The organism is Peribacillus sp. NPDC076916, assembly GCF_050269675.1.
In the GTDB taxonomy this organism is placed as follows: domain Bacteria; phylum Bacillota; class Bacilli; order Bacillales; family DSM-1321; genus Peribacillus; species Peribacillus aracenensis.
Map to the genome: position 1 here is coordinate 1 of NZ_JBNNIU010000001.1, position 17,861 is coordinate 17,861.

The window sequence follows — 17,861 nt, forward strand, 5'->3', positions numbered from 1 at the left end:
GGTGTTAAAGGAAATCAAATCGAGTTGAAAGATGGACAAACGATAACGGCCAATACGCTTGTTTGGACAGGCGGAGTTGCGGCTCTTCCTATCGTAGGCGAATCAGGCCTTGAAGTGGATCGCGGCAAAGCGACCGTTAATGAGTATTTGCAATCCAAATCCCATAATGACGTATTCGTTGTCGGGGACAGCGCCGTTGCGTTCCCTCCAGAAGGCGGCCGTCCATACGCTCCTACTGCACAAAATGCTTGGCAAATGGGTGAGCTTGTTGGATACAACCTATATGCAGCCTTTGAAGGCAAGAAACTTGAAGAATTTTCACCTGTAAACTCAGGTACACTTGCGAGCCTAGGCCGTAAGGATGCGGTGGCAACCGTTGGGGCCAATAACACTTCCCTTAAAGGCCTGCCGGCTACATTGATGAAAGAAGCAAGTAATGTTCGTTATCTATCACACATCAAAGCCCTATTCAGCTTGGCTTATTAATTTTTAGATATAGCACTCATTGAATTTAAAAGGACCATTCATCATTTGATGAATGGTCCTCTTTTGTAATGATCAAATCTTAACTTGGTTGATGCTGAATCTAAGGGAAAATCCCTCAGGTAATTTTGCTTGTGTCAAAATCCGGGTTTCTTTCAAGCGTTTATCATTATAAGAGGAGACTTCCATCAATTCTTCATCCATATAAGCAGGATGGGTCATTATCTCCACGCTCGCCCCATCCGGTACCCTCCCCTTCAAGTTTTGAAAATAATCTTCAACCACCATATCTCCATAAAAATCATCCAGGAATACATCTGTAACGGTTTGAATCCCAGCCAGGTGCCTTCCGGCATTACGCACTGGCAATCCGTATTTATCAGACAGCTTTTTTATTACAGGTAGAAATGCTGTGATCCCATGTACATGATGGTGGCTGTCGAAATGAGTCGGAAATAGACCAAATTCCAAGAATCTTTCGATTTGTGCTGACCACTCCCTCTCCAATTCCCTCAAGGAAATACCGGCAGGATCCCCATATATCAACGCTTGCTTTTTAAAAAAACCTGATTCGTCAACTAAACTCGGAACATCACTCAATAAAGGTTTACCCCATGTCAGCACTAAGTGTATACCTACTTTCAACGAAGGTGTCTTCTTTGCGATTTCAATCGCATGCTCCGTTGCTTTCGCATTCATCATGATCGTCGCCGAATTGACAATTCCATATTTGTGGCTATCCAAAATCCCATAATTCACCGCTTTAGTCAACCCGAAATCATCTGCATTTACAAGGACTTCAATCATGATAAATTATCGTGCAACTCCTTTTTTTCAAAAAACTGCGGCAAATACTCTTTATGCGCCTCCAGCATTTCGTCTAAGATAAGTTTTGCAACCCGATCACTTGGAACGAGTGGATTGATCGTCATGGCAAGCAATGCAGTATCATAGTCGCCTGTAATTGCGGCTTCGATGGCTACCCTTTCAAAGGATTTGATTTGCTGAATTAAACCGCGGACTGCGACAGGAAGCTCACCTACATTGATAGGCTTAGGACCATCCTTAGTTATCACGCAACTGGTTTCGATCGCCGAACCATAGGGGATGCCTTCAATCGCACCATGGTTTACGGTATTTACCGCTTGTATATCTCGCTTATCGGTATGCATCGAGCAAATCAACCTCACAGCAGCATCACTGTAGTACGCACCTCCGCGCTCTTCAAGCTGCGGCGGCTTGATGGCCAGATCCTTGTCTTTGTATAGCTCAAATAAACCTGTTTCAAGTCTTTGAACGACCTCTGCACGTGTTTCCCCTTTTTCTGCATCCTTCAATTCCTGGGCTAGCACATCTCCCGTTTTATAATAGTAGTTGTGGTATGGACACGGAAACAGGTTTAACGCTCTTAGGAATTCCGGTTCCCAGCCCATTGCATGGATATTCTTCATCGTGACAGCATTAGATGGATCTGTAATCAAATGGATGATTTGATCTTTGACACTCTCGCCATCAACGAATACATCCAAGCCGTAAACCATATGGTTCAAGCCAGCAAAGTCGATCCGGACTCTTGATGGCTCTACATCCATTAAATCCGCAACACCTCGTTCCATACCAATCGGCACATTGCAAAGGCCGATGATTTTGGAAATATTACTGTGACGCAGAACTGCTTCCGTTACCATTCCTGCAGGATTCGTGAAGTTAATCAGCCATGCTTCCGGACATAATTCCTCCATTTCATGAGCAATATCCAGAATGACGGGAATCGTTCTAAAAGCCTTGAAAAGCCCGCCTGGTCCGTTCGTCTCCTGTCCGATCACTCCGTGTTTCAACGGAATCTTTTCATCAAGCGCCCTTGCTGCTAGCTGGCCAACCCGCAGCTGGGTTGTTACATAATCAGCGCCTTTAAGCGCTTTCTTTCTGTCTAGCGTGAGATGGACTTCAATATTCACGCCAGCCTTTTCAATCATCCTTTTTGCCAAATTACCGACAATTTCAAGCTTTTCCTTTCCAGCTTCGATGTCCACGAGCCAAATTTCACTCACAGGAAGTTTTTCATGATATTTGATGAAACCTTCGATCAGTTCGGGCGTATAGCTCGAACCTCCGCCAATCGTGACAATCTTCAGCCCCTTGCTCATTCAGCAGTCCTCTCCTTCACAGCATCTGCATGTAAGAATTCTTCGCGTAGATCAATCATTTCAATTGCAAGATCCTTTATAGTCATCGCTGTCATCAAATGATCTTGTGCATGCACCAGGATAATGGGAAGATCAAATTGGTCCCCGCCCGCCTCAGCATGAATTAATTGGGTTTGGTATTTATGGGCTTGCAATAATTCTGTTTCGGCCTCGGCTATTTTCACGCGAGCAGAATCAAAATTCCTTTTCTTTGCTTCCTGCATCGCTTCCATTGCAAAGCTTCTCGCATTCCCGCTATATAAAATCAATTGAAAGGATAGTTGGTACAATTCTTCTTTTTCCATTTTCATCACCGCTTTCTTAAACGCTTAGCGTTTCTGAATCTTTTGTAAGCTCTGTTTTATTTTTGGTGTCTATCTTCACTTGAGCATAGACGAATGGTAAATAAATCACTGTTGAAATGACTAAGTTGATTGCAGCCAAGACCGCTCCGGACATATGCCCGCCTGTCGCCAGGAATCCGCCCACGATCGGAGGGGTAACCCATGGAATCTTGGCTACGATCGGGAAAACCATTCCGCTGCTTACCGCGATATAAGAGATCACGGTTGTAATTACCGGGCCGAGAACAAATGGGATGAACCACATTGGATTCAGAACGATAGGCAATCCGAAAAGGATGGGTTCGTTAATCTGGAACACTCCTGGTGCCCCTCCGAGTGCAATCATCTGTTTATACCGTTTCCGACCGGCAATGATCATTGCAATGATCAGGCCCAATGTTGCACCAGATCCGCCTAAATAAACAAATGCATCCAGGAAAGAACCCGCCAATACCCCGTATTGATCCATGTCTTTTACCCCTTTTGCATATAAATCGATATTTTTCACTCCCGAACTTTCAAAAAGCGGTGTCGTGATCCCGCCAAGGATATTGGGTCCATGCAAACCGATCATCCATAATAAATGAACAAGAAATACTAGTAAAATAGCGAATGGCAATGAATCTACTGCACTTTGTAATGGAGATACAATCACTTTACCAAGCCAGTCATTCAGTATCTGCCCATCCGTAATTTTACGGAATAGCAGTCCGAATACACCAGCAATAAAGATCGTCGCCATACCCGGCACTAACTTTGCAAATGAACGGGCTACCGCTGGAGGTACTCCATCAGGCAGCTTGATGACTAAATATTTCACTCGTGAAAGTCTCACAAAGATTTCAGTGGCAATTAAGGCAACAACAATTCCTGTAAATAAAGCTGTAGCATTAAAATAGTTAACGCTTACAAAACCCCATGCCCCGCCTGTTACATCCTTATCATCGATGGTCAGGGTGACATTTCCGATTTGAGGCAATAATAAGAAGAAACAGGCTGCGGAAACCAGCATCGCTTCAAAACCATCGTCACCGTATGATCGTGCCAATTTATAAGAGATGCCGAATACAGCGAATACAGTCATGAATGCAAAGGTTCCAAACCAAATGTCACCGCCCAGCGTATTCCATGCAGGACCGAAGATGGCCTCCATCATTCTACCGTAAGGCTTGATGACTTGCCCTAGATTATTAAACAGGACGGCGAATGACCCAATCATTGTAATCGCTATCATTCCAATCAATGTGTCACGAATCGCAAGCAAATGCCGGTTATTTCCTACCTTTACCGCCCCAGGCATAATATACTTATCAATAAAAGTCATCATATCCTTATTCTCCTTTTATTAAAGTAGTGGCTTGTTTTAATACTTCTTCACCATTACATAGTCCATAGAACATTGGATTGATGGTTGCGACTGGAATCCCCTTATCTTTCCCCGCTTCCTGTAACTTGGAAAGAAGATATCTAACCTGCGGACCTAATAAAATCACATCGGCCTTTTCTATTTCATTATTCACTTCTGTAGAACCCACAGCCCATATACGACATTCTATTCCTTGTTTTTTAGCGCTTTCCTCCATCTTGGTAACTAATAAACTAGTAGACATCCCCGCAGAACAACATAATAAGATATTCATTGAAATTACCCCCCTTTTTTAATGATTGATTATTCAGTATTTTCAAGTAAGACTAAACCACATTTTAGTATAAATCCATGTTACTTTGTTTTATCACTTCCCTTGAAAGGCTATATGAAGTGGGTATTATTACCTCCATACATATATTGTAGTTACAAATCAGGAAAATATCAACACAATTTTAAATTTGTTACTACAAATTTTCGTTTTAAAGTTGATTATTAAACTTATCCGAGATAATCTATATGTATATATTGGAATGAACATAGGAGGAATCACTGTGGAGACCATGAATAAAGAAGCGGCATTGCATTCCATAGTTAAGGAATCGATTATCGATCTCATAAAAAATGGCGAATATCAACCAAATACAAAATTACCTACCGAGGCTGAATTTTGTAAAATATACGGAGTAAGCAGGACAACAGTTCGTACGGCCTTACAGCAATTGAACGTCGAAGGCTACATCTACCGTGTTCAAGGCAAAGGGACTTTCGTTTCGGAGAATAAAGTGAAGCAATTTCTTACAAGCACGGTTGAAAAATTCTCTGAGCAAGTCACGATGCAAGGAAAAAACCCTTCTACGAAGGTCATTAGCTTAAAGGTGATTGAAGCAAACGCTACCCTAGCCAAGCTTTTCAAACAAAATATTGGAGACCCAGTAAATAAACTGGAAAGGATACGTTACGTAAACGACATCCCCCTTCAATATGAAATTGCCTTTCTACCTTGGTATAAAACACCCGGGCTTAATATCGAAGCCTGCGAAAAATCACTCTTTAAAGTACTTGAGACACAATTCAATTTAAAAGTAAAAAAAACAGTCGAACACTTGGAGTTTTCACTTGCCGACGATTCCATTTCTGACAAATTGGAGGTTCCGAACGGTTCACCTTGTTTTTCCTTAGAAACTTACACATATGAGAATGACGGATCGGTCATTGAATTCTCTAAAACTCTCTTTAGAGGCGATCGTGCACACTTTGTCATCGAGCGAAACTATTGATTGTAAATATATAAAAAATGACGGATGCCTAATTAATTAAGGCATCCTTACAAGAAACTCTAATGGATTCCGTAAACGTCCATATGAGAAGTGATGTTCCGGTTGGATCTTTTCTATCAGGCGGAATTGATTCATCATTTATCTGCTCCATCGCAATAGAATCAAAACTTTTTCTGTTGGGTTCGAAAGAGATGGATATAGTTAAATAAACGTTGCCCAGGAAACAGCGGCCGCTCTAAATTATAGAAATATAAGTTATATAATAAGTCCTGAAGAATTAGATTATATCTCCGGTTTCGGCATTTTATCTGCGATTTCGGAGTTATATCGTCAATTTTTGAAATATATCTGCGATTTTCGGTCTTATATCTCCGATTTTTGAAATATATCTGCGATTCCACCCATGGTGATATTTCAGAAAGTGTTGAAGGCGCTTTCCTCTGTTCTGCCAGAGGGTGTAAGAGGAAAGAGTTTTATAGAGCACGAAGTGGCGCGTTTGGAAAACCGCTATATCGGAAACGCAAACATATTCCCGCGGGAAAGTGCCGGAACATGTATGGAGCAGAAAGAAGCTAAGCTTTCCTGTTCAGATACGCCATTGGTTAAAGGACGAATTATACGATTGGGCAGTAAGGTAAATCAAGGAAAGCCCGGCCCGACTATCTTTTTAACAAAGCGCAAATTATCAAATTACTTGAAAACCATGTAAATAATAAAGCGGACAACAGCCGGAAGCTCTGGACCATTTTAACTTTTATGATTTGGCATCAAATTTATATAGAAAAATAATATGAAACACAGTCTTAAAAGAACTTACAATATGCTGTAAATCAATCATCTTTAATGGCTTTACCCATTGCACCCAAGCAAGCACCAATGATTGCTTGGGTACTGTTAATATTTACCTGATCATCACCATAAAACGAGTATCCATTCAATTCAATAATTCGTATATGACGAATTTCTCAAAAGGATTAGATTCAGTCAAGCCAGGTAACATCACTTCTTTTTTCAGCCTGAAGGCAGTTTGATTTTCAAGGAAAAAAATATAATCCTGTGAAGGATAAAATAATATAAGTTCGATTTGGCGCGATTCTTTTTCAAAGGAAAGCAAAATGTTATTGATGATTTTCATGAAAATCTGTACCGAGAACGGATTAAAGAAATAAAAACGATTGTCTTTCGTATCAATATCATAATCTTCTGCCAAACAACAGTGGAATTCTATATTGGCATTGTTTTTTTTCCTTTTCTCCATATAGCCATTCAGATTCTCGATCGCTTCTTTATAAAAACTTTCATTCATCTCCACGCCAACCACAAATGATTTATATAAATGATGGATAAAAAAATTCAAGCGTCCTTTACCGCATCCAAAATCTACAATGCGATCATTTCCTTTCAGTGCATATTTTTTGAATAAATGTTCTAATGCACTGTATGGAGTAGGTTCATAGCGGTGATAATGCAAAGAATCATTGAATTTTTTTTGTTCACCTTCCGTCCTGATGTTCAGCATTTCATCATAATTCGTTTCTTTCATTATTATTTGCACCTGCTTCATGTTTTTTAAAATAGTGGGCTTCATAATTAAAAACCCCGGATAAGGTTGATCTTATCCAGGGTAAGGTTTTGATATAAGAATGTCCAGACAATTAATTGGATTTTGCTTTAATTACATAATCATTAAAATCAGAGATGCTTGGGTTGGCTATATAATGACCGCCTTCCACTTGGATCGTCTGACCTGTAATGAATTTGGATTCGTCAGATGCAAGGAAGAGAACTGTATACCCGATATCTTCCGCTTCACCATGATATGGCAATGCATTGAATTTGGCAAAAATATCGAGTACGGCCTGAGGCATATTATTTTTCGCTGCAGGAGTTAAAATAAGGCCTGGTGCCACTCCATTACAACGAATATGATCTTTACCATACTGTGCAGCGATATAACGGGTCAAATTCACTACCCCCGCTTTGGACGCACCATATGCAGATCGTACGGAGTCACCTGTAAACCCAGCCATGGAGGCAGTATTGATTATCGATCCCCCTCCTGCTTTAATCATGTGAGGAATTGCAAACCTGCTTCCCAATAGGACACTTTTTAAATTCACATCCATAAGTCGGTCCCATTCTTCCAAATCTAAATTCACGACATCCAGATCTTTATGGAGGTTAGTTAAACCCACGTTATTAACAAGTACCGTAACCGTACCATATTGTTCAATTGTAAAGTCGACTGCTGCCTGGATAGAATCTGCTTGTCCAGCATCCAAGAATACTCCAGCCGCTTCCCCACCTTGTTTTTTTATGTTTTCGGCCGCTTCTTTTGCTCCTGCTTCGTTAAAATCAGCAATCACGACTTTTGCGCCTTCTTTAGCCATCAGAGTGGATATGGATAACCCTATACCCGAAGCTCCACCTGTCACTAATGCTACTTTACCTTGTACTCTTCCCATAATAAATAACCACCTGCTCTTCAAAATTGAATATCACTGCTTTATTACTCATGACTGCCAGTACAAGGATACAATATCTATAAAGTTATTACAAATAATTATACCTATGTTCCAATTCGTTGAAGGGAGATTATTAGAAGTTCATAAACCTAAAGAAAATTTTGTTTACCAAAGGGAAAACAGAAAAAAGCTGAAGCATCAAAAAGAGCTTCAGCTTTCTTTCATTTTTCTTCTTCATCATCCCATATGATCCAATCATGAACCTCAAGAATCTCCAGAAACTTCATCAACCGAGGTAAGGCTGGTTCTGCTTCCTCACCAAAATGTTCACTCATCGCTTCAGAAATCTGATTTACATTCCTTTGGAACTGCATCTGTTTAATGGCATATGCCCCAAACTTATCAAGCTTGATTTTACGGACTGATGGTTGTTTAAAGAAACGAATTGTAATTCGTTCCACAAAATTTGTCCTTTGAATGACCAAAAAAGTTGCTTCCGAAGATTCATGTACCATAGTGACGCGTCTTTCCAAAAGGGGAACCATAGTTAACAGGTTCCTCTTTTTTGATTGGCGTTTACGATGCATCTTCTTTTTTCCCTTTGCTGGATACGAACCAAAGCAATCCAGCTAGAGCAAGGAATAGTAGGAATGGCAGCAAATTGCTGGCTAATTTAGCCGCAGCCGGAACTTGGACACCTGCTGCGATCAATATGGCAATAAGAACACCAATCAATGATTCACCTGCTATTAAGCCAGAGGCAAATAATACACCTCTATCAACCCGAGCTTTAAGCGCTTCTTTTGTTTTCGAGAAGAACTCAACGAAGAATCGTATAAATCCACCGATCATGATTGGGACACTAGTATGAACCGGTAAGTAAATGCCGACTGCAACAACAAGTGAATTCAGACCGAAAAACTCTAATGTGATGGAAATAGCAGCACCGATAAAGATGAGGGTCCAAGGCAAATCCCCCCCTAGAACACCTTCAGCAAGTATTTTCATTAGTGCCGCTTTAGGTGCAGGTAGTTCTGCAGAACCCATCGTATATGCATTATCCATCAGAACAAGGATAAAACCAATGACGGAAGCGGACGCAACAACACCGATCATCATGGCAACTTGTTGTTTCCATGGTGTTCCGCCAACGATATATCCTGTTTTTAGATCTTGTGAAACATCGCCTGAAACCGCAAGTGCTGTACAAATGATTGCAGCGACGGTCAATGCGGCTACCATTCCAGTTGTACCAGTAAAACCAGTAGCTTTATAGACAATGGCCACAATCAATAGTGTAGCTATCGTCATTCCAGAAACAGGGGAAGAAGAACTTCCGACGATTCCAACAACCCTTGAAGCCACTGTCACGAATAAAAATCCAAAAATCGCAATTGCAATCGCACCGATGATCCCTACATCTGTTATAGGTGTGAAAGCAATGATTAAAATGACAATGATCGTTCCCAACCAAACATATTTAGCAGGCATATCCTGTTCTGTACGGATCGAACCTGATTTTAGTTGTCCTTTATTGGCTTTTACGCCTTTAATAGTATCAAAAACTGAACTGAAAAGTATTGGTAATGTTTTGATCAATGTGATCAATCCGCCAGTTGCAACGGCACCAGCACCAATATAGCGTATATAATTATCCCAAATTCCCCATGCATCCAATTCACCGATCGGTACATCGGAAGGGAAAATGGCTGTTCCATTGCTTCCGCCAAAAAAACTGATGGCCGGTATTAGAACGACCCAGGCTAATAAACCCCCACCTAGCATTTGTCCTGCAACACGCGGTCCAATAATATAACCTACACCCAAAAGGGAAGGAAAGGCATCAAGACCAACCACTGCATTTTTAAAATTCGTGATTCCCGTTTCAACCTCTGTCTTGAAGAGTTTAAACCCATCACCAAGCCCTTTAACGACACCGCCGATAACCAAACCGGCTCCGATTAGTTTCGCGCTTGTACCACCCTTTTCTCCTGACTTCAGGACCTCGGCACATGCCGTACCTTCAGGATATGGTAATGTTTCATGTTCCCTTACAATCAAAAGCTGGCGAAGGGGAACCATCATGAAGACCCCTAAAAATCCCCCAGTTAATACAACGAAAATGATGAATGCCTGACTCACGTCCATGTCCCACATGAATAATGCTGGTATGGTAAATACAGCACCGGCACCAATAGCCTCACCTGCCGTGGTCATCGTTTGCACAATATTGTTTTCTAATATTGAATCCCTGCGAAAAACCCCTCTTAAGATAGCCATTGAAATTACCGCTGCGGGTATTGAAGCAGAGACAGTTAATCCAATAAGTAGGCCTAAGTATGCATTTGCCGCCCCGAATACGATTGCAAGAATGATCCCTAGAATAATTGCAGTTGCAGTTAATTCCGGTAAAGATTTAGATGCAGAGACGTACGGGACGAATTTACTCTCTTTTGAATTGTTCGACAATTTAGCCACTTCCTATGTTAAACTTTAAAATCATAAAGAACATTATATCACTGTAATTTAAAGTCATGCAATGGGAAAATTCTGCTTATTTAAAGTTTGATTATATCTAATAATCAGATTAGTAGTTTCGGTTTTAAAATATATAAAAATACCATTCATCTCATAACCATCTTTTTGGGCCCATTCGTTACAGGAAATCCCTGCACCTCATTCATTCAATGGCCGGTTCCATCACACTCCTTATTAGCTCCATAAGCAAATAACCCATTGGGTTATTGCACATTAAAATGAGATTTACATATCCTGAAAAATCAAGTCTTAAATAAAGGAATGATAAATTCATGGTCTCCTATATGGACTATACTTCACCATCCACACAATACTTTTTTGATGTTAATAAAAGCAATTTAATGAAAAAAGACAATCAAAACTATATAAATGTATTAGGTATCAATCAATTGAACACACTCGAAAATGTTTCTTTATTAGATATTTACCTTAGTTCAAGCAATGTCGTAGAACCGCATTATCACCAAAATGCTGCAGAACTTGTGTATTGCATTTCTGGAGCGGCAACCGTTTCATTACTGAATCCTTTTACTAAGCAAATACAAAATTATCCTATTAAACCTGGCCAAGTAGCCAACGTTCCTCAAGGTTGGTGGCATTATGAAGTGGCTAATACGGATAATACTCACCTGCTGGCCATTTTTAATGCACCAACACCTGAGGTGATCCTAGGTTCGGATATCTTGAAATTGACACCTGCAAATATTATGGCACATACGTATTGCCTGGATGAAAACCAATGGAAAAAAGCGATTGCACCGGTTCAAACCTCAACATTGATCGGTCCGCCAGCCAATTGCCAACGAGCTTCCGAAGAAGACATGCAGCAATATCCGCAATATAATAATTACTATGATAACCAAATGTATACTGCCCCTGCATATAACTATCAATTCCAGCCCACTCCCCCATATTATTATTATTGAAGATATATTTTGGGAACTTGCTTAACCCTGTCCAACTCCTATCCCCCCTTCAAGGATGGGCGTCTAATAAAATCAAAATCGAAAAAAACAATGGAAAATCCCATTACGTCAGGGTTCTCCATTGTTTTTCATTACATGACCCGTATAAAAAACCGAATTCATTTTACTTCTCAACATCTCACATTAGTTGCATTTACTGATTTATTTAAATTTATTCATCCCTTTTATCAGAACATTTCATTTCCTAATAGAAAATTTATGGTCATTTTGGCGGTCACCCATTGAAAAATCCAGCACACACTTGGATACAATTATTCAATACTAGGATTTATCTTATATACAATTTCTATATATTCCACCAGCTTTCTTCTATTTGAACCGCCGCACTTTCTTGGTTTGCGATTCGATACTTGCAGTGCCTAACACATTATAATCAAATCGGGAATTTCGATAGAAGAAAAAGCTGCCTTAAAGACAGCTCTGATCTTCAGCTAACGCACCTGTTGGTTCATTAAGAAAAATCGCTAAGCTAAAACATGATTATTTTAGTTATTGCTCTCATAAATTCTTGAACTACTTCCCCAAGGATGGTATCCGTCACCTATGTAAGTAAATCCGTATTTTTCATAGTATCCAATGTGGTCAGTACAAAGGAAAACTTTATTGAATCCTGCTTTTTCGGCATCAGCTTTAGCACGTTTAAGTAGCTCTTTGCCTAAAGACCTACCACGATAACTATTTTCAATATAAAGGGCACATATCCAAGGCCATAAATCCATACGACTAATAAAATCATTGCTAATAAGACCTGCGCAGCCAATAACTTTACCATAATCATCCATTAAATACCAAATAGGAAATGGACTATCCGTTGTTATGCTGTGTGTAATACAGTCCTCATATACTTTCATACTGGTTTCGTTTGCCCATTTGCATTGAATATATTTTATTGCTTTTTCTTTATACTCTGGATGTTCTCTAACGCTAATTATTTGCATAAGACTTTCCCTTCGGGTTTCTTATTAGCGCGATACTTACTAGAGGATCACGCTACACCCATTCATTTTATCTTCATCCCATATACGTTCCAAGATCACTTCATTATTAATACAGTTTATTTGAAAAACGTCAGGATTACTAAGATTCTCCCAACCCTCGAAGTAATTCTTTAAAAGTAAGGATATTATATTTCCGTGACTGACGATTACTGTGTTTTCAGTCCAACTTTTAAAGACTTCTTCAACAACATTTACGATTCGATTCATCGCTTCTTGACTTGACTCTCCTCCTTCAAATTTCAATTCCATATCATTAAAATGTTGCTTTTAGTTTTTCATACCAATCAGGTAAGTCCGTTGTGCTTAGTGTTCGTTCCGAGAGGCGTTCATCAATCTCTATTTTAATATTTGTTTTCTCACTTAATGGTTCTACTGATTGAATAGCACGCAAAAAGGGACTCGATATTATTCGGTCAATTTTTGCATTACTGAAGAATTCGACTAAATATTTCGCTTGTTTCGAACCTTTTTCTGTTAATTGAGATTCCTAAGGTTGCCCCTGTGCTTCGCAATGTCTTACAATGTAAATCTTCTTTTGCATACAGATCCTCCCACATAAGTAGTAAATACTAGTTTCTATATTTATCCATAATTTTCCTTCTCGAACTAATCTGCCCCGTTAGTTCTATAAAAAAAGCGACTCTTATTAAAGAATCGCGCCCAATTGTGGAATACATTCTATTAGAGTTCAAGAATCATACATATTTCATCTTGCTTTATTTTTTATGACCAATAAATTTCGGTTGCTAAAAACTTCATCCTAACTTCACCGTTCATGTTCCAAATAAGATTATTTCATCATGTAACTATTTAAGCTTGGAATTGTTTTTCTTGAATATCTTTTTGAACGTTTATTCTTCTCACGATAAAGATGAGAACAATTGCACCTAATAAGCAGGTTGCCCCTCCTGCTCCTATCAAGACGAAAGGAACTCCAAGCCATTTGGCAAGAAGAGATCCCACCGCAGGGGCAATAAGCATAGAAAAGGTTTGTAATGATGTAGCCGCAGCAGATACTCTGCCCATCATTTGCTTAGGTGTCTCAGATTGTAAGATAAATCCATAAGGGACCGACTCACCGGAGCCCATGAAACCAAGGAAAAATGCGCCAATCACCCAGGCCAATGCAGGGAGATTTACAATCTCCATACTACCAAGACCCATTACAATGATTAATGAACCACTAAAAAGGAATGCACTTGACATAAAATGAATAGGTTTTCTTTTCCAATGAGTCCAGTTGCCCATTAAAAGGGAACCTGCCACGCTTCCCATACCTACAGCACTAATTAGTAACCCAAAATTCCCTTCAGTGAAGCCAAGATTTTGGGCAATAAATATGAATAGTCCATCGTACAGGAAAATGATAAAAAACGCTACAGACGATAGGATAACTGAGATTTTTAATAATGGGGTATATGAGATGTGCATAATGCCATCTAATAATTCTTTCCAATAGTGACCATTTTTCTTATTTATATTTTCTGATTTAGTCCCAGCATTCCTTTCTTTTTCATCCATGTTGGGAAGAGTTAACAAAAATAATATGGCGATGAAAAAACCTGCAGCTTCAAATAAGAATGGACTTTTTGTTCCAAATAAAGCTATGAGGCCTCCCCCTAGGGCAGGACCAATAATTTTCATTGTATTAACGGACAGCTGGCTAAGTGTTACGGCCTCTGGAAGGTGGTTATCAGGGACAGTAAACCTAATCATACTTTGTCTTGCTGGGTCGTAAATCGCTGATACTGTTCCCTTCAAAAATACAAATAGTAAAAGGATATAAAGGTTTGGAGCAAAAAACAGTCCACCTACAAACATGACCTTTAAAAATAAACAAATGATCATCATTTGCTTTTTTGGAAGTCGATCGACGAATACACTGGCAAAGGGACCTATGATGACCCAAGGCAGCCCTAATGCAATAATCACTGCGGCAATGGCTGTTTCATCTAACCCCCAATGATAAGCAACAATAACCTGTAAAGCTATAAAATCAAGCCAATTACCCAGATCAGAAAATAGCTGCGCGCCAAATAATGAACGAAATGGACGGAATTTTAAAGGCTCAAACATTCCAGCTTTCATGTGTTATTTCTCCTTTTCCCCTTGGGTTGCCCCTCTTCGTCTTGCTAGCAGTTTTTCTGTATTCCCGTTAGGATCCTGCCCTTTTGAAAGTTGATTATTTTCCAAAGCATTTATTGATTCTTCAATCCATTTCAACTCAGCTTCCAGTCTTAATTCAGAATAGCGAATGGTTAGCATACCCACCTTACTGATGTAAGAGGTTCCGTTTGTCGGCCAGTCTTTTACAAATTCAAGTAAATCTTCGGTTGTCTTTTTTCTTCTTAGTAGATGACTGATTAATACTGAGCTTTCCATATCTTCATGCCATGTGGACATCTTCATTAATAATTCGTCTCTAATTATTGGGTAGGCAGGTGGGAGTTGAAGCCAGTTTTCAAATTCCTCCCACCCTTTTGGGGTAAGTTCATAAAGTTTCTTTTTACGTCCCTCTTCCTCTTGTTCAATAGGATAAACAAGTCCTTCTTCTTCAAGCTTCTTTAATTTCGGGTAAATACTCCCATAACTCATTCCCCAGTATAAGCCGGCAGCTTTATGTTCAAACTCTGCTTTAATATTGTATCCTGTACTGGGCCAAAAGCTTAATATAGCAAGTATAGAACTTTCGATTGACAATGTAACAATCCCCCTTCCACATATCACTTTGATATATCATTATGATATGTCTAATCACAGGTAAAAACAACCATATCATAATGATTTTTACATAATTTCAAGAAAGTTATTTTTTCACCAATGAGCGGATCGAAGAATTACAATCTCACAAAGTTAAGAAACAGGTACATCTACTTTAAGTGGGGTTGAAGTTAATAGAGGATCACTTTGTCGTTTCTGCTTTTGGTGGAGAGCCAGTAAATCCCAATACGATACACAAGCAGTTTCTTTATGAGACTATGCTTGCCGGAATGAAGAGGATTCGATTTCATGATTTACGCCATACACATGCAACTATAATGTTGGAAATCGGAGAAAACTCGAAAGTGGTATCAGAAAAATTAGGCCATTCAAAAGTTTCTATCACATTAGATAAATTTACTCATTTACTCAGAATATACAGGACTCCTCTGCAGAAAACTTTTAAAAAGCTTCAGGAAAAAAGAGCACGAACCAATAAAAGTGGTCATTTAACTAAAAAAGCAATGGAGAATCCCATTGCATAAGGATTCTCCATTGCTTTTCATTACATGACCCTCTTGAACATTTTCTCCATTTCATAAATGGAATAAGAGATGATGATAGGTCTTCCATGAGGACATGTGAAGGGATCGGTTGTCCGCCTTAATTCATCTAATAATGCTTGGATTTCATCATTGCGCAGATGACGGTTTGCCTTTATTGAGGCTTTACAGCTCATCATGATGGCTGCTTCTTCACGCAGTTTTTTGATGTCGACCTTTTTCATCGATAGCAATTGTTCTATCATTTCTTCGAGGATTTCCTGTTCAATTCCTTTAGGGAACCATTGTGGATGCGATCGGACAATATAGGCGTTATAGCCAAACTCTTCTAAATAGACGCCTACTTTTTCCAATTCATGCCTATATTCATTTATCCTTATACATTGGTCTGTTGAAAATTCAAGGGTGATGGGAACTAGCATATCCTGTAGCTCGTTTTCAACACGTCCGACCTTTTCTTTAAAATATTCGTATTTGATCCGTTCCTGGGCAGCATGTTGGTCTATGATGTACAATCCTTTTTCATTTTGGGCGAAAATATAGGTTCCATGCATTTGCCCAATTGGGTACATGGGAGGGATGCGGCTATCCGGTTCATTCACCTCAATTTCTTCCTCTTGTTCGACCGTATAGGTTGTATACTTTTCAGCTGACTCGTAATTTGGTTTGCTTTCATCATCTTGTAAAACCGGAATATAAGCATCTGCCATTTGCTGCTTTTCATTGCTATAGATTATTTCCTTTATTGGTTCTAGATTGAAATCTTCATTATGATCCACGTAACTCTTTTGTTCCTGCTTTTCCCGAATCAAGGTATCCTTCAAGAGTGAAGCTTCTTTCTTGGCTTCTTCAAGGACCCGCTTGCCGCTTTCCACAACATGGTCCAATTCCAGCTCAGTTTGCTCACTTTTCACCTGTTCCGGCTTTGGTGTTGGTGTATATCCACTTGGTATTAGAGTCATCTTTTTAAACGAAGATTTGATCGTTTCCGATACAAGACTGAACAATTCCTGTTCCTTGCTAAGCCTTACCTCCATTTTGGATGGATGTACATTGACATCGACAAGAATCGGATCCATTTCAATATTCAACAAAGCAATTGGAAAACGCCCAATTGGAAGGAGTGTATGGTACCCATCCAGGATTGCTTTCACGAGCGCATAGTTTTTAATGAAGCGGCCGTTTATCATGGTTGAAATATAATTCCTTGAAGCCCGGGTGACCTCAGGCATAACGATATATCCGGATAATTTGAAGTCCAAGGAGCTTGCCTGAACCGGAATCATCTTTTTGGCAATATTCGTACCATAAATTGCGGCTAGCACCTGCCTGACATCACCGTTACCATTCGTATGCAGGATTCGCTTCTCGTTGTGTGATAACCGTATAGAAACATCCGGATGCGAAAGTGCAAGTCTGTTAGCGACATCCGTAATATTTCCTAGCTCGGTATGAATCGTTTTCATATATTTCAACCTTGCAGGAGTATTGTAAAATAAATCGGAAACCAGGATATCCGTTCCTTTTCGGCTGGATGAAGCTTCGAGTTCCTTAACCATGCCGCCTTCAAGAAGTATGCGTGTTCCCACACCTTCGCCTGTGCTGCTTTTCATTTCAAAACGGGAAACTGAAGCAATACTGGGCATTGCTTCACCGCGGAAGCCAAGTGTTCGAATTCGGAAAAGATCATTTTCATCTTTTATTTTACTTGTGGCATGGCGTTTAAATGCCGCTTCTATGTCATCAGCCAAAATTCCATCGCCATTATCCACGATCCGGATGGAACCAAGTCCAGCCTCCACCAATTCAATCTCTATAATGGTACTGTTTGCATCTATTGCGTTTTCCACAAGTTCCTTAACGACTGAGGCTGGGCGTTCAACAACTTCGCCAGCTGCGATTTTATTAGATAAAGCCTCATCAAGCTGTATGATTTTTCCCATTTTTATCGC

General features: G+C 39.7%; 18 protein-coding genes and 3 pseudogenes. 6 read left to right on the forward strand and 15 right to left on the reverse strand.

What is annotated here, in order from left to right:
* The coding region (locus ACQKFG_RS00005; protein WP_427555327.1) for an NAD(P)/FAD-dependent oxidoreductase at positions 1-486 on the forward strand (486 nt) is incomplete at its 5' end.
* A 72-nt stretch (positions 487-558) separates the two neighbouring features.
* Here the strand turns inward: ACQKFG_RS00005 and chbG are convergent.
* The 5 genes from chbG to ACQKFG_RS00030 are packed head-to-tail and all read right to left on the reverse strand — an operon-like array spanning position 559 to position 4,653.
* Positions 559-1,290, reverse strand: coding sequence for a chitin disaccharide deacetylase (gene chbG / locus ACQKFG_RS00010; RefSeq protein ID WP_192204105.1), 732 nt, complete (start codon positions 1,288-1,290; stop codon positions 559-561).
* Positions 1,287-2,630 carry a 6-phospho-beta-glucosidase gene (locus ACQKFG_RS00015; RefSeq protein WP_349729686.1) on the reverse strand — a complete coding sequence of 448 codons (1,344 nt, stop codon included), beginning with the start codon at positions 2,628-2,630 and terminating at the stop codon, positions 1,287-1,289. Before ACQKFG_RS00015 ends, chbG begins: the two co-directional genes overlap by 4 nt.
* Positions 2,627-2,974 carry a PTS lactose/cellobiose transporter subunit IIA gene (locus tag ACQKFG_RS00020; RefSeq protein WP_098370952.1) on the reverse strand — a complete coding sequence of 116 codons (348 nt, stop codon included), beginning with the start codon at positions 2,972-2,974 and terminating at the stop codon, positions 2,627-2,629. Before ACQKFG_RS00020 ends, ACQKFG_RS00015 begins: the two co-directional genes overlap by 4 nt.
* A 16-nt stretch (positions 2,975-2,990) precedes the next feature.
* Positions 2,991-4,340: a PTS sugar transporter subunit IIC gene (locus ACQKFG_RS00025; protein ID WP_192204103.1), complete on the reverse strand. Its 1,350-nt coding sequence runs from the start codon at positions 4,338-4,340 to the stop codon at positions 2,991-2,993.
* Positions 4,341-4,344: 4 nt separating this feature from the next.
* A complete protein-coding gene (locus tag ACQKFG_RS00030) occupies positions 4,345-4,653 on the reverse strand; it encodes a PTS sugar transporter subunit IIB (protein WP_192204102.1) in 309 nt (102 codons plus the stop codon).
* A gap of 289 nt (positions 4,654-4,942) precedes the next feature.
* On the opposite strand from ACQKFG_RS00030, the gene ACQKFG_RS00035 reads away from it, so the two are divergent.
* The 3 genes and pseudogenes from ACQKFG_RS00035 to ACQKFG_RS00045 form a co-directional block, all read left to right on the forward strand.
* The gene (locus ACQKFG_RS00035; RefSeq protein ID WP_228467669.1) at positions 4,943-5,659 is read left to right on the forward strand and encodes a GntR family transcriptional regulator; all 717 of its coding nucleotides are present in this window, start codon (positions 4,943-4,945) and stop codon (positions 5,657-5,659) included.
* A gap of 59 nt (positions 5,660-5,718) precedes the next feature.
* Positions 5,719-5,936: pseudogene (locus tag ACQKFG_RS00040) on the forward strand (asparagine synthase-related protein); the annotation flags it as partial.
* 147 nt (positions 5,937-6,083) lie between these two features.
* Positions 6,084-6,448: pseudogene (locus ACQKFG_RS00045) on the forward strand (asparagine synthase-related protein); the annotation flags it as partial.
* Between the two features lie 145 nt (positions 6,449-6,593).
* On the opposite strand, the gene ACQKFG_RS00050 reads toward ACQKFG_RS00045, so the two are convergent.
* From ACQKFG_RS00050 to ACQKFG_RS00065, 4 genes are all read right to left on the reverse strand, one after another.
* Positions 6,594-7,202 (reverse strand): methyltransferase domain-containing protein, encoded by a 609-nt coding sequence (locus ACQKFG_RS00050; RefSeq protein WP_427555333.1) that lies wholly within the window; start codon positions 7,200-7,202, stop codon positions 6,594-6,596.
* A 112-nt stretch (positions 7,203-7,314) separates the two neighbouring features.
* A complete protein-coding gene (locus ACQKFG_RS00055; RefSeq protein ID WP_427555336.1) occupies positions 7,315-8,124 on the reverse strand; it encodes an SDR family NAD(P)-dependent oxidoreductase in 810 nt (269 codons plus the stop codon).
* Positions 8,125-8,345: 221 nt separating this feature from the next.
* Complete coding sequence (locus ACQKFG_RS00060) at positions 8,346-8,711, reverse strand: PqqD family protein (RefSeq protein WP_192204099.1); 366 nt, start codon at positions 8,709-8,711, stop codon at positions 8,346-8,348.
* On the reverse strand, positions 8,701-10,593 hold the full coding sequence (locus ACQKFG_RS00065) for an OPT family oligopeptide transporter (RefSeq protein WP_192204098.1): 1,893 nt from the start codon (positions 10,591-10,593) through the stop codon (positions 8,701-8,703). Before ACQKFG_RS00065 ends, ACQKFG_RS00060 begins: the two co-directional genes overlap by 11 nt.
* A 341-nt stretch (positions 10,594-10,934) precedes the next feature.
* Here ACQKFG_RS00065 and ACQKFG_RS00070 point away from each other — a divergent pair, with 341 nt between their 5' ends.
* Positions 10,935-11,588, forward strand: a complete 654-nt coding sequence (locus ACQKFG_RS00070; protein WP_427555340.1) for a cupin domain-containing protein — start codon at positions 10,935-10,937, stop codon at positions 11,586-11,588.
* A gap of 545 nt (positions 11,589-12,133) precedes the next feature.
* Here ACQKFG_RS00070 and ACQKFG_RS00075 read toward each other — a convergent pair.
* The 5 genes and pseudogenes from ACQKFG_RS00075 to ACQKFG_RS00095 form a co-directional block, all read right to left on the reverse strand.
* Positions 12,134-12,586: a GNAT family N-acetyltransferase gene (locus tag ACQKFG_RS00075; protein WP_427555343.1), complete on the reverse strand. Its 453-nt coding sequence runs from the start codon at positions 12,584-12,586 to the stop codon at positions 12,134-12,136.
* Between the two features lie 39 nt (positions 12,587-12,625).
* Positions 12,626-12,895: a histidine phosphatase family protein gene (locus tag ACQKFG_RS00080; protein ID WP_427555346.1), complete on the reverse strand. Its 270-nt coding sequence runs from the start codon at positions 12,893-12,895 to the stop codon at positions 12,626-12,628.
* Positions 12,896-12,899: 4 nt separating this feature from the next.
* A pseudogene (locus tag ACQKFG_RS00085) lies at positions 12,900-13,070 on the reverse strand (histidine phosphatase family protein); the annotation flags it as partial.
* 386 nt (positions 13,071-13,456) lie between these two features.
* The gene (locus ACQKFG_RS00090; RefSeq protein ID WP_427555349.1) at positions 13,457-14,734 is read right to left on the reverse strand and encodes an MFS transporter; all 1,278 of its coding nucleotides are present in this window, start codon (positions 14,732-14,734) and stop codon (positions 13,457-13,459) included.
* A 3-nt stretch (positions 14,735-14,737) separates the two neighbouring features.
* The gene (locus ACQKFG_RS00095) at positions 14,738-15,346 is read right to left on the reverse strand and encodes a PadR family transcriptional regulator (protein WP_192204093.1); all 609 of its coding nucleotides are present in this window, start codon (positions 15,344-15,346) and stop codon (positions 14,738-14,740) included.
* 185 nt (positions 15,347-15,531) lie between these two features.
* On the opposite strand from ACQKFG_RS00095, the gene ACQKFG_RS00100 reads away from it, so the two are divergent.
* Positions 15,532-15,891 (forward strand): tyrosine-type recombinase/integrase, encoded by a 360-nt coding sequence (locus ACQKFG_RS00100; RefSeq protein WP_342615370.1) that lies wholly within the window; start codon positions 15,532-15,534, stop codon positions 15,889-15,891.
* Between the two features lie 20 nt (positions 15,892-15,911).
* On the opposite strand, the gene mutL is transcribed toward ACQKFG_RS00100, so the two are convergent.
* Complete coding sequence (gene mutL, locus ACQKFG_RS00105) at positions 15,912-17,852, reverse strand: DNA mismatch repair endonuclease MutL (protein WP_427555354.1); 1,941 nt, start codon at positions 17,850-17,852, stop codon at positions 15,912-15,914.
* Between the last annotated feature and the right edge of the window lie 9 nt (positions 17,853-17,861).

Coding starts and splice junctions, on each gene's coding strand:
- ACQKFG_RS00025 (WP_192204103.1), bottom strand. CDS start 4,340: ATGATGACTTTTATTGATAAGTATATTATGCCTGGGGCGGTAAAGGTA.
- ACQKFG_RS00075 (WP_427555343.1), bottom strand. CDS start 12,586: ATGCAAATAATTAGCGTTAGAGAACATCCAGAGTATAAAGAAAAAGCA.
- chbG (WP_192204105.1), bottom strand. CDS start 1,290: ATGATTGAAGTCCTTGTAAATGCAGATGATTTCGGGTTGACTAAAGCG.
- ACQKFG_RS00090 (WP_427555349.1), bottom strand. CDS start 14,734: ATGAAAGCTGGAATGTTTGAGCCTTTAAAATTCCGTCCATTTCGTTCA.
- ACQKFG_RS00030 (WP_192204102.1), bottom strand. CDS start 4,653: ATGAATATCTTATTATGTTGTTCTGCGGGGATGTCTACTAGTTTATTA.
- ACQKFG_RS00080 (WP_427555346.1), bottom strand. CDS start 12,895: ATGGAATTGAAATTTGAAGGAGGAGAGTCAAGTCAAGAAGCGATGAAT.
- ACQKFG_RS00015 (WP_349729686.1), bottom strand. CDS start 2,630: ATGAGCAAGGGGCTGAAGATTGTCACGATTGGCGGAGGTTCGAGCTAT.
- ACQKFG_RS00055 (WP_427555336.1), bottom strand. CDS start 8,124: ATGGGAAGAGTACAAGGTAAAGTAGCATTAGTGACAGGTGGAGCTTCG.
- ACQKFG_RS00050 (WP_427555333.1), bottom strand. CDS start 7,202: ATGAAAGAAACGAATTATGATGAAATGCTGAACATCAGGACGGAAGGT.
- ACQKFG_RS00060 (WP_192204099.1), bottom strand. CDS start 8,711: ATGCATCGTAAACGCCAATCAAAAAAGAGGAACCTGTTAACTATGGTT.
- ACQKFG_RS00035 (WP_228467669.1), top strand. CDS start 4,943: ATGAATAAAGAAGCGGCATTGCATTCCATAGTTAAGGAATCGATTATC.
- ACQKFG_RS00020 (WP_098370952.1), bottom strand. CDS start 2,974: ATGGAAAAAGAAGAATTGTACCAACTATCCTTTCAATTGATTTTATAT.
- mutL (WP_427555354.1), bottom strand. CDS start 17,852: ATGGGAAAAATCATACAGCTTGATGAGGCTTTATCTAATAAAATCGCA.
- ACQKFG_RS00070 (WP_427555340.1), top strand. CDS start 10,935: ATGGTCTCCTATATGGACTATACTTCACCATCCACACAATACTTTTTT.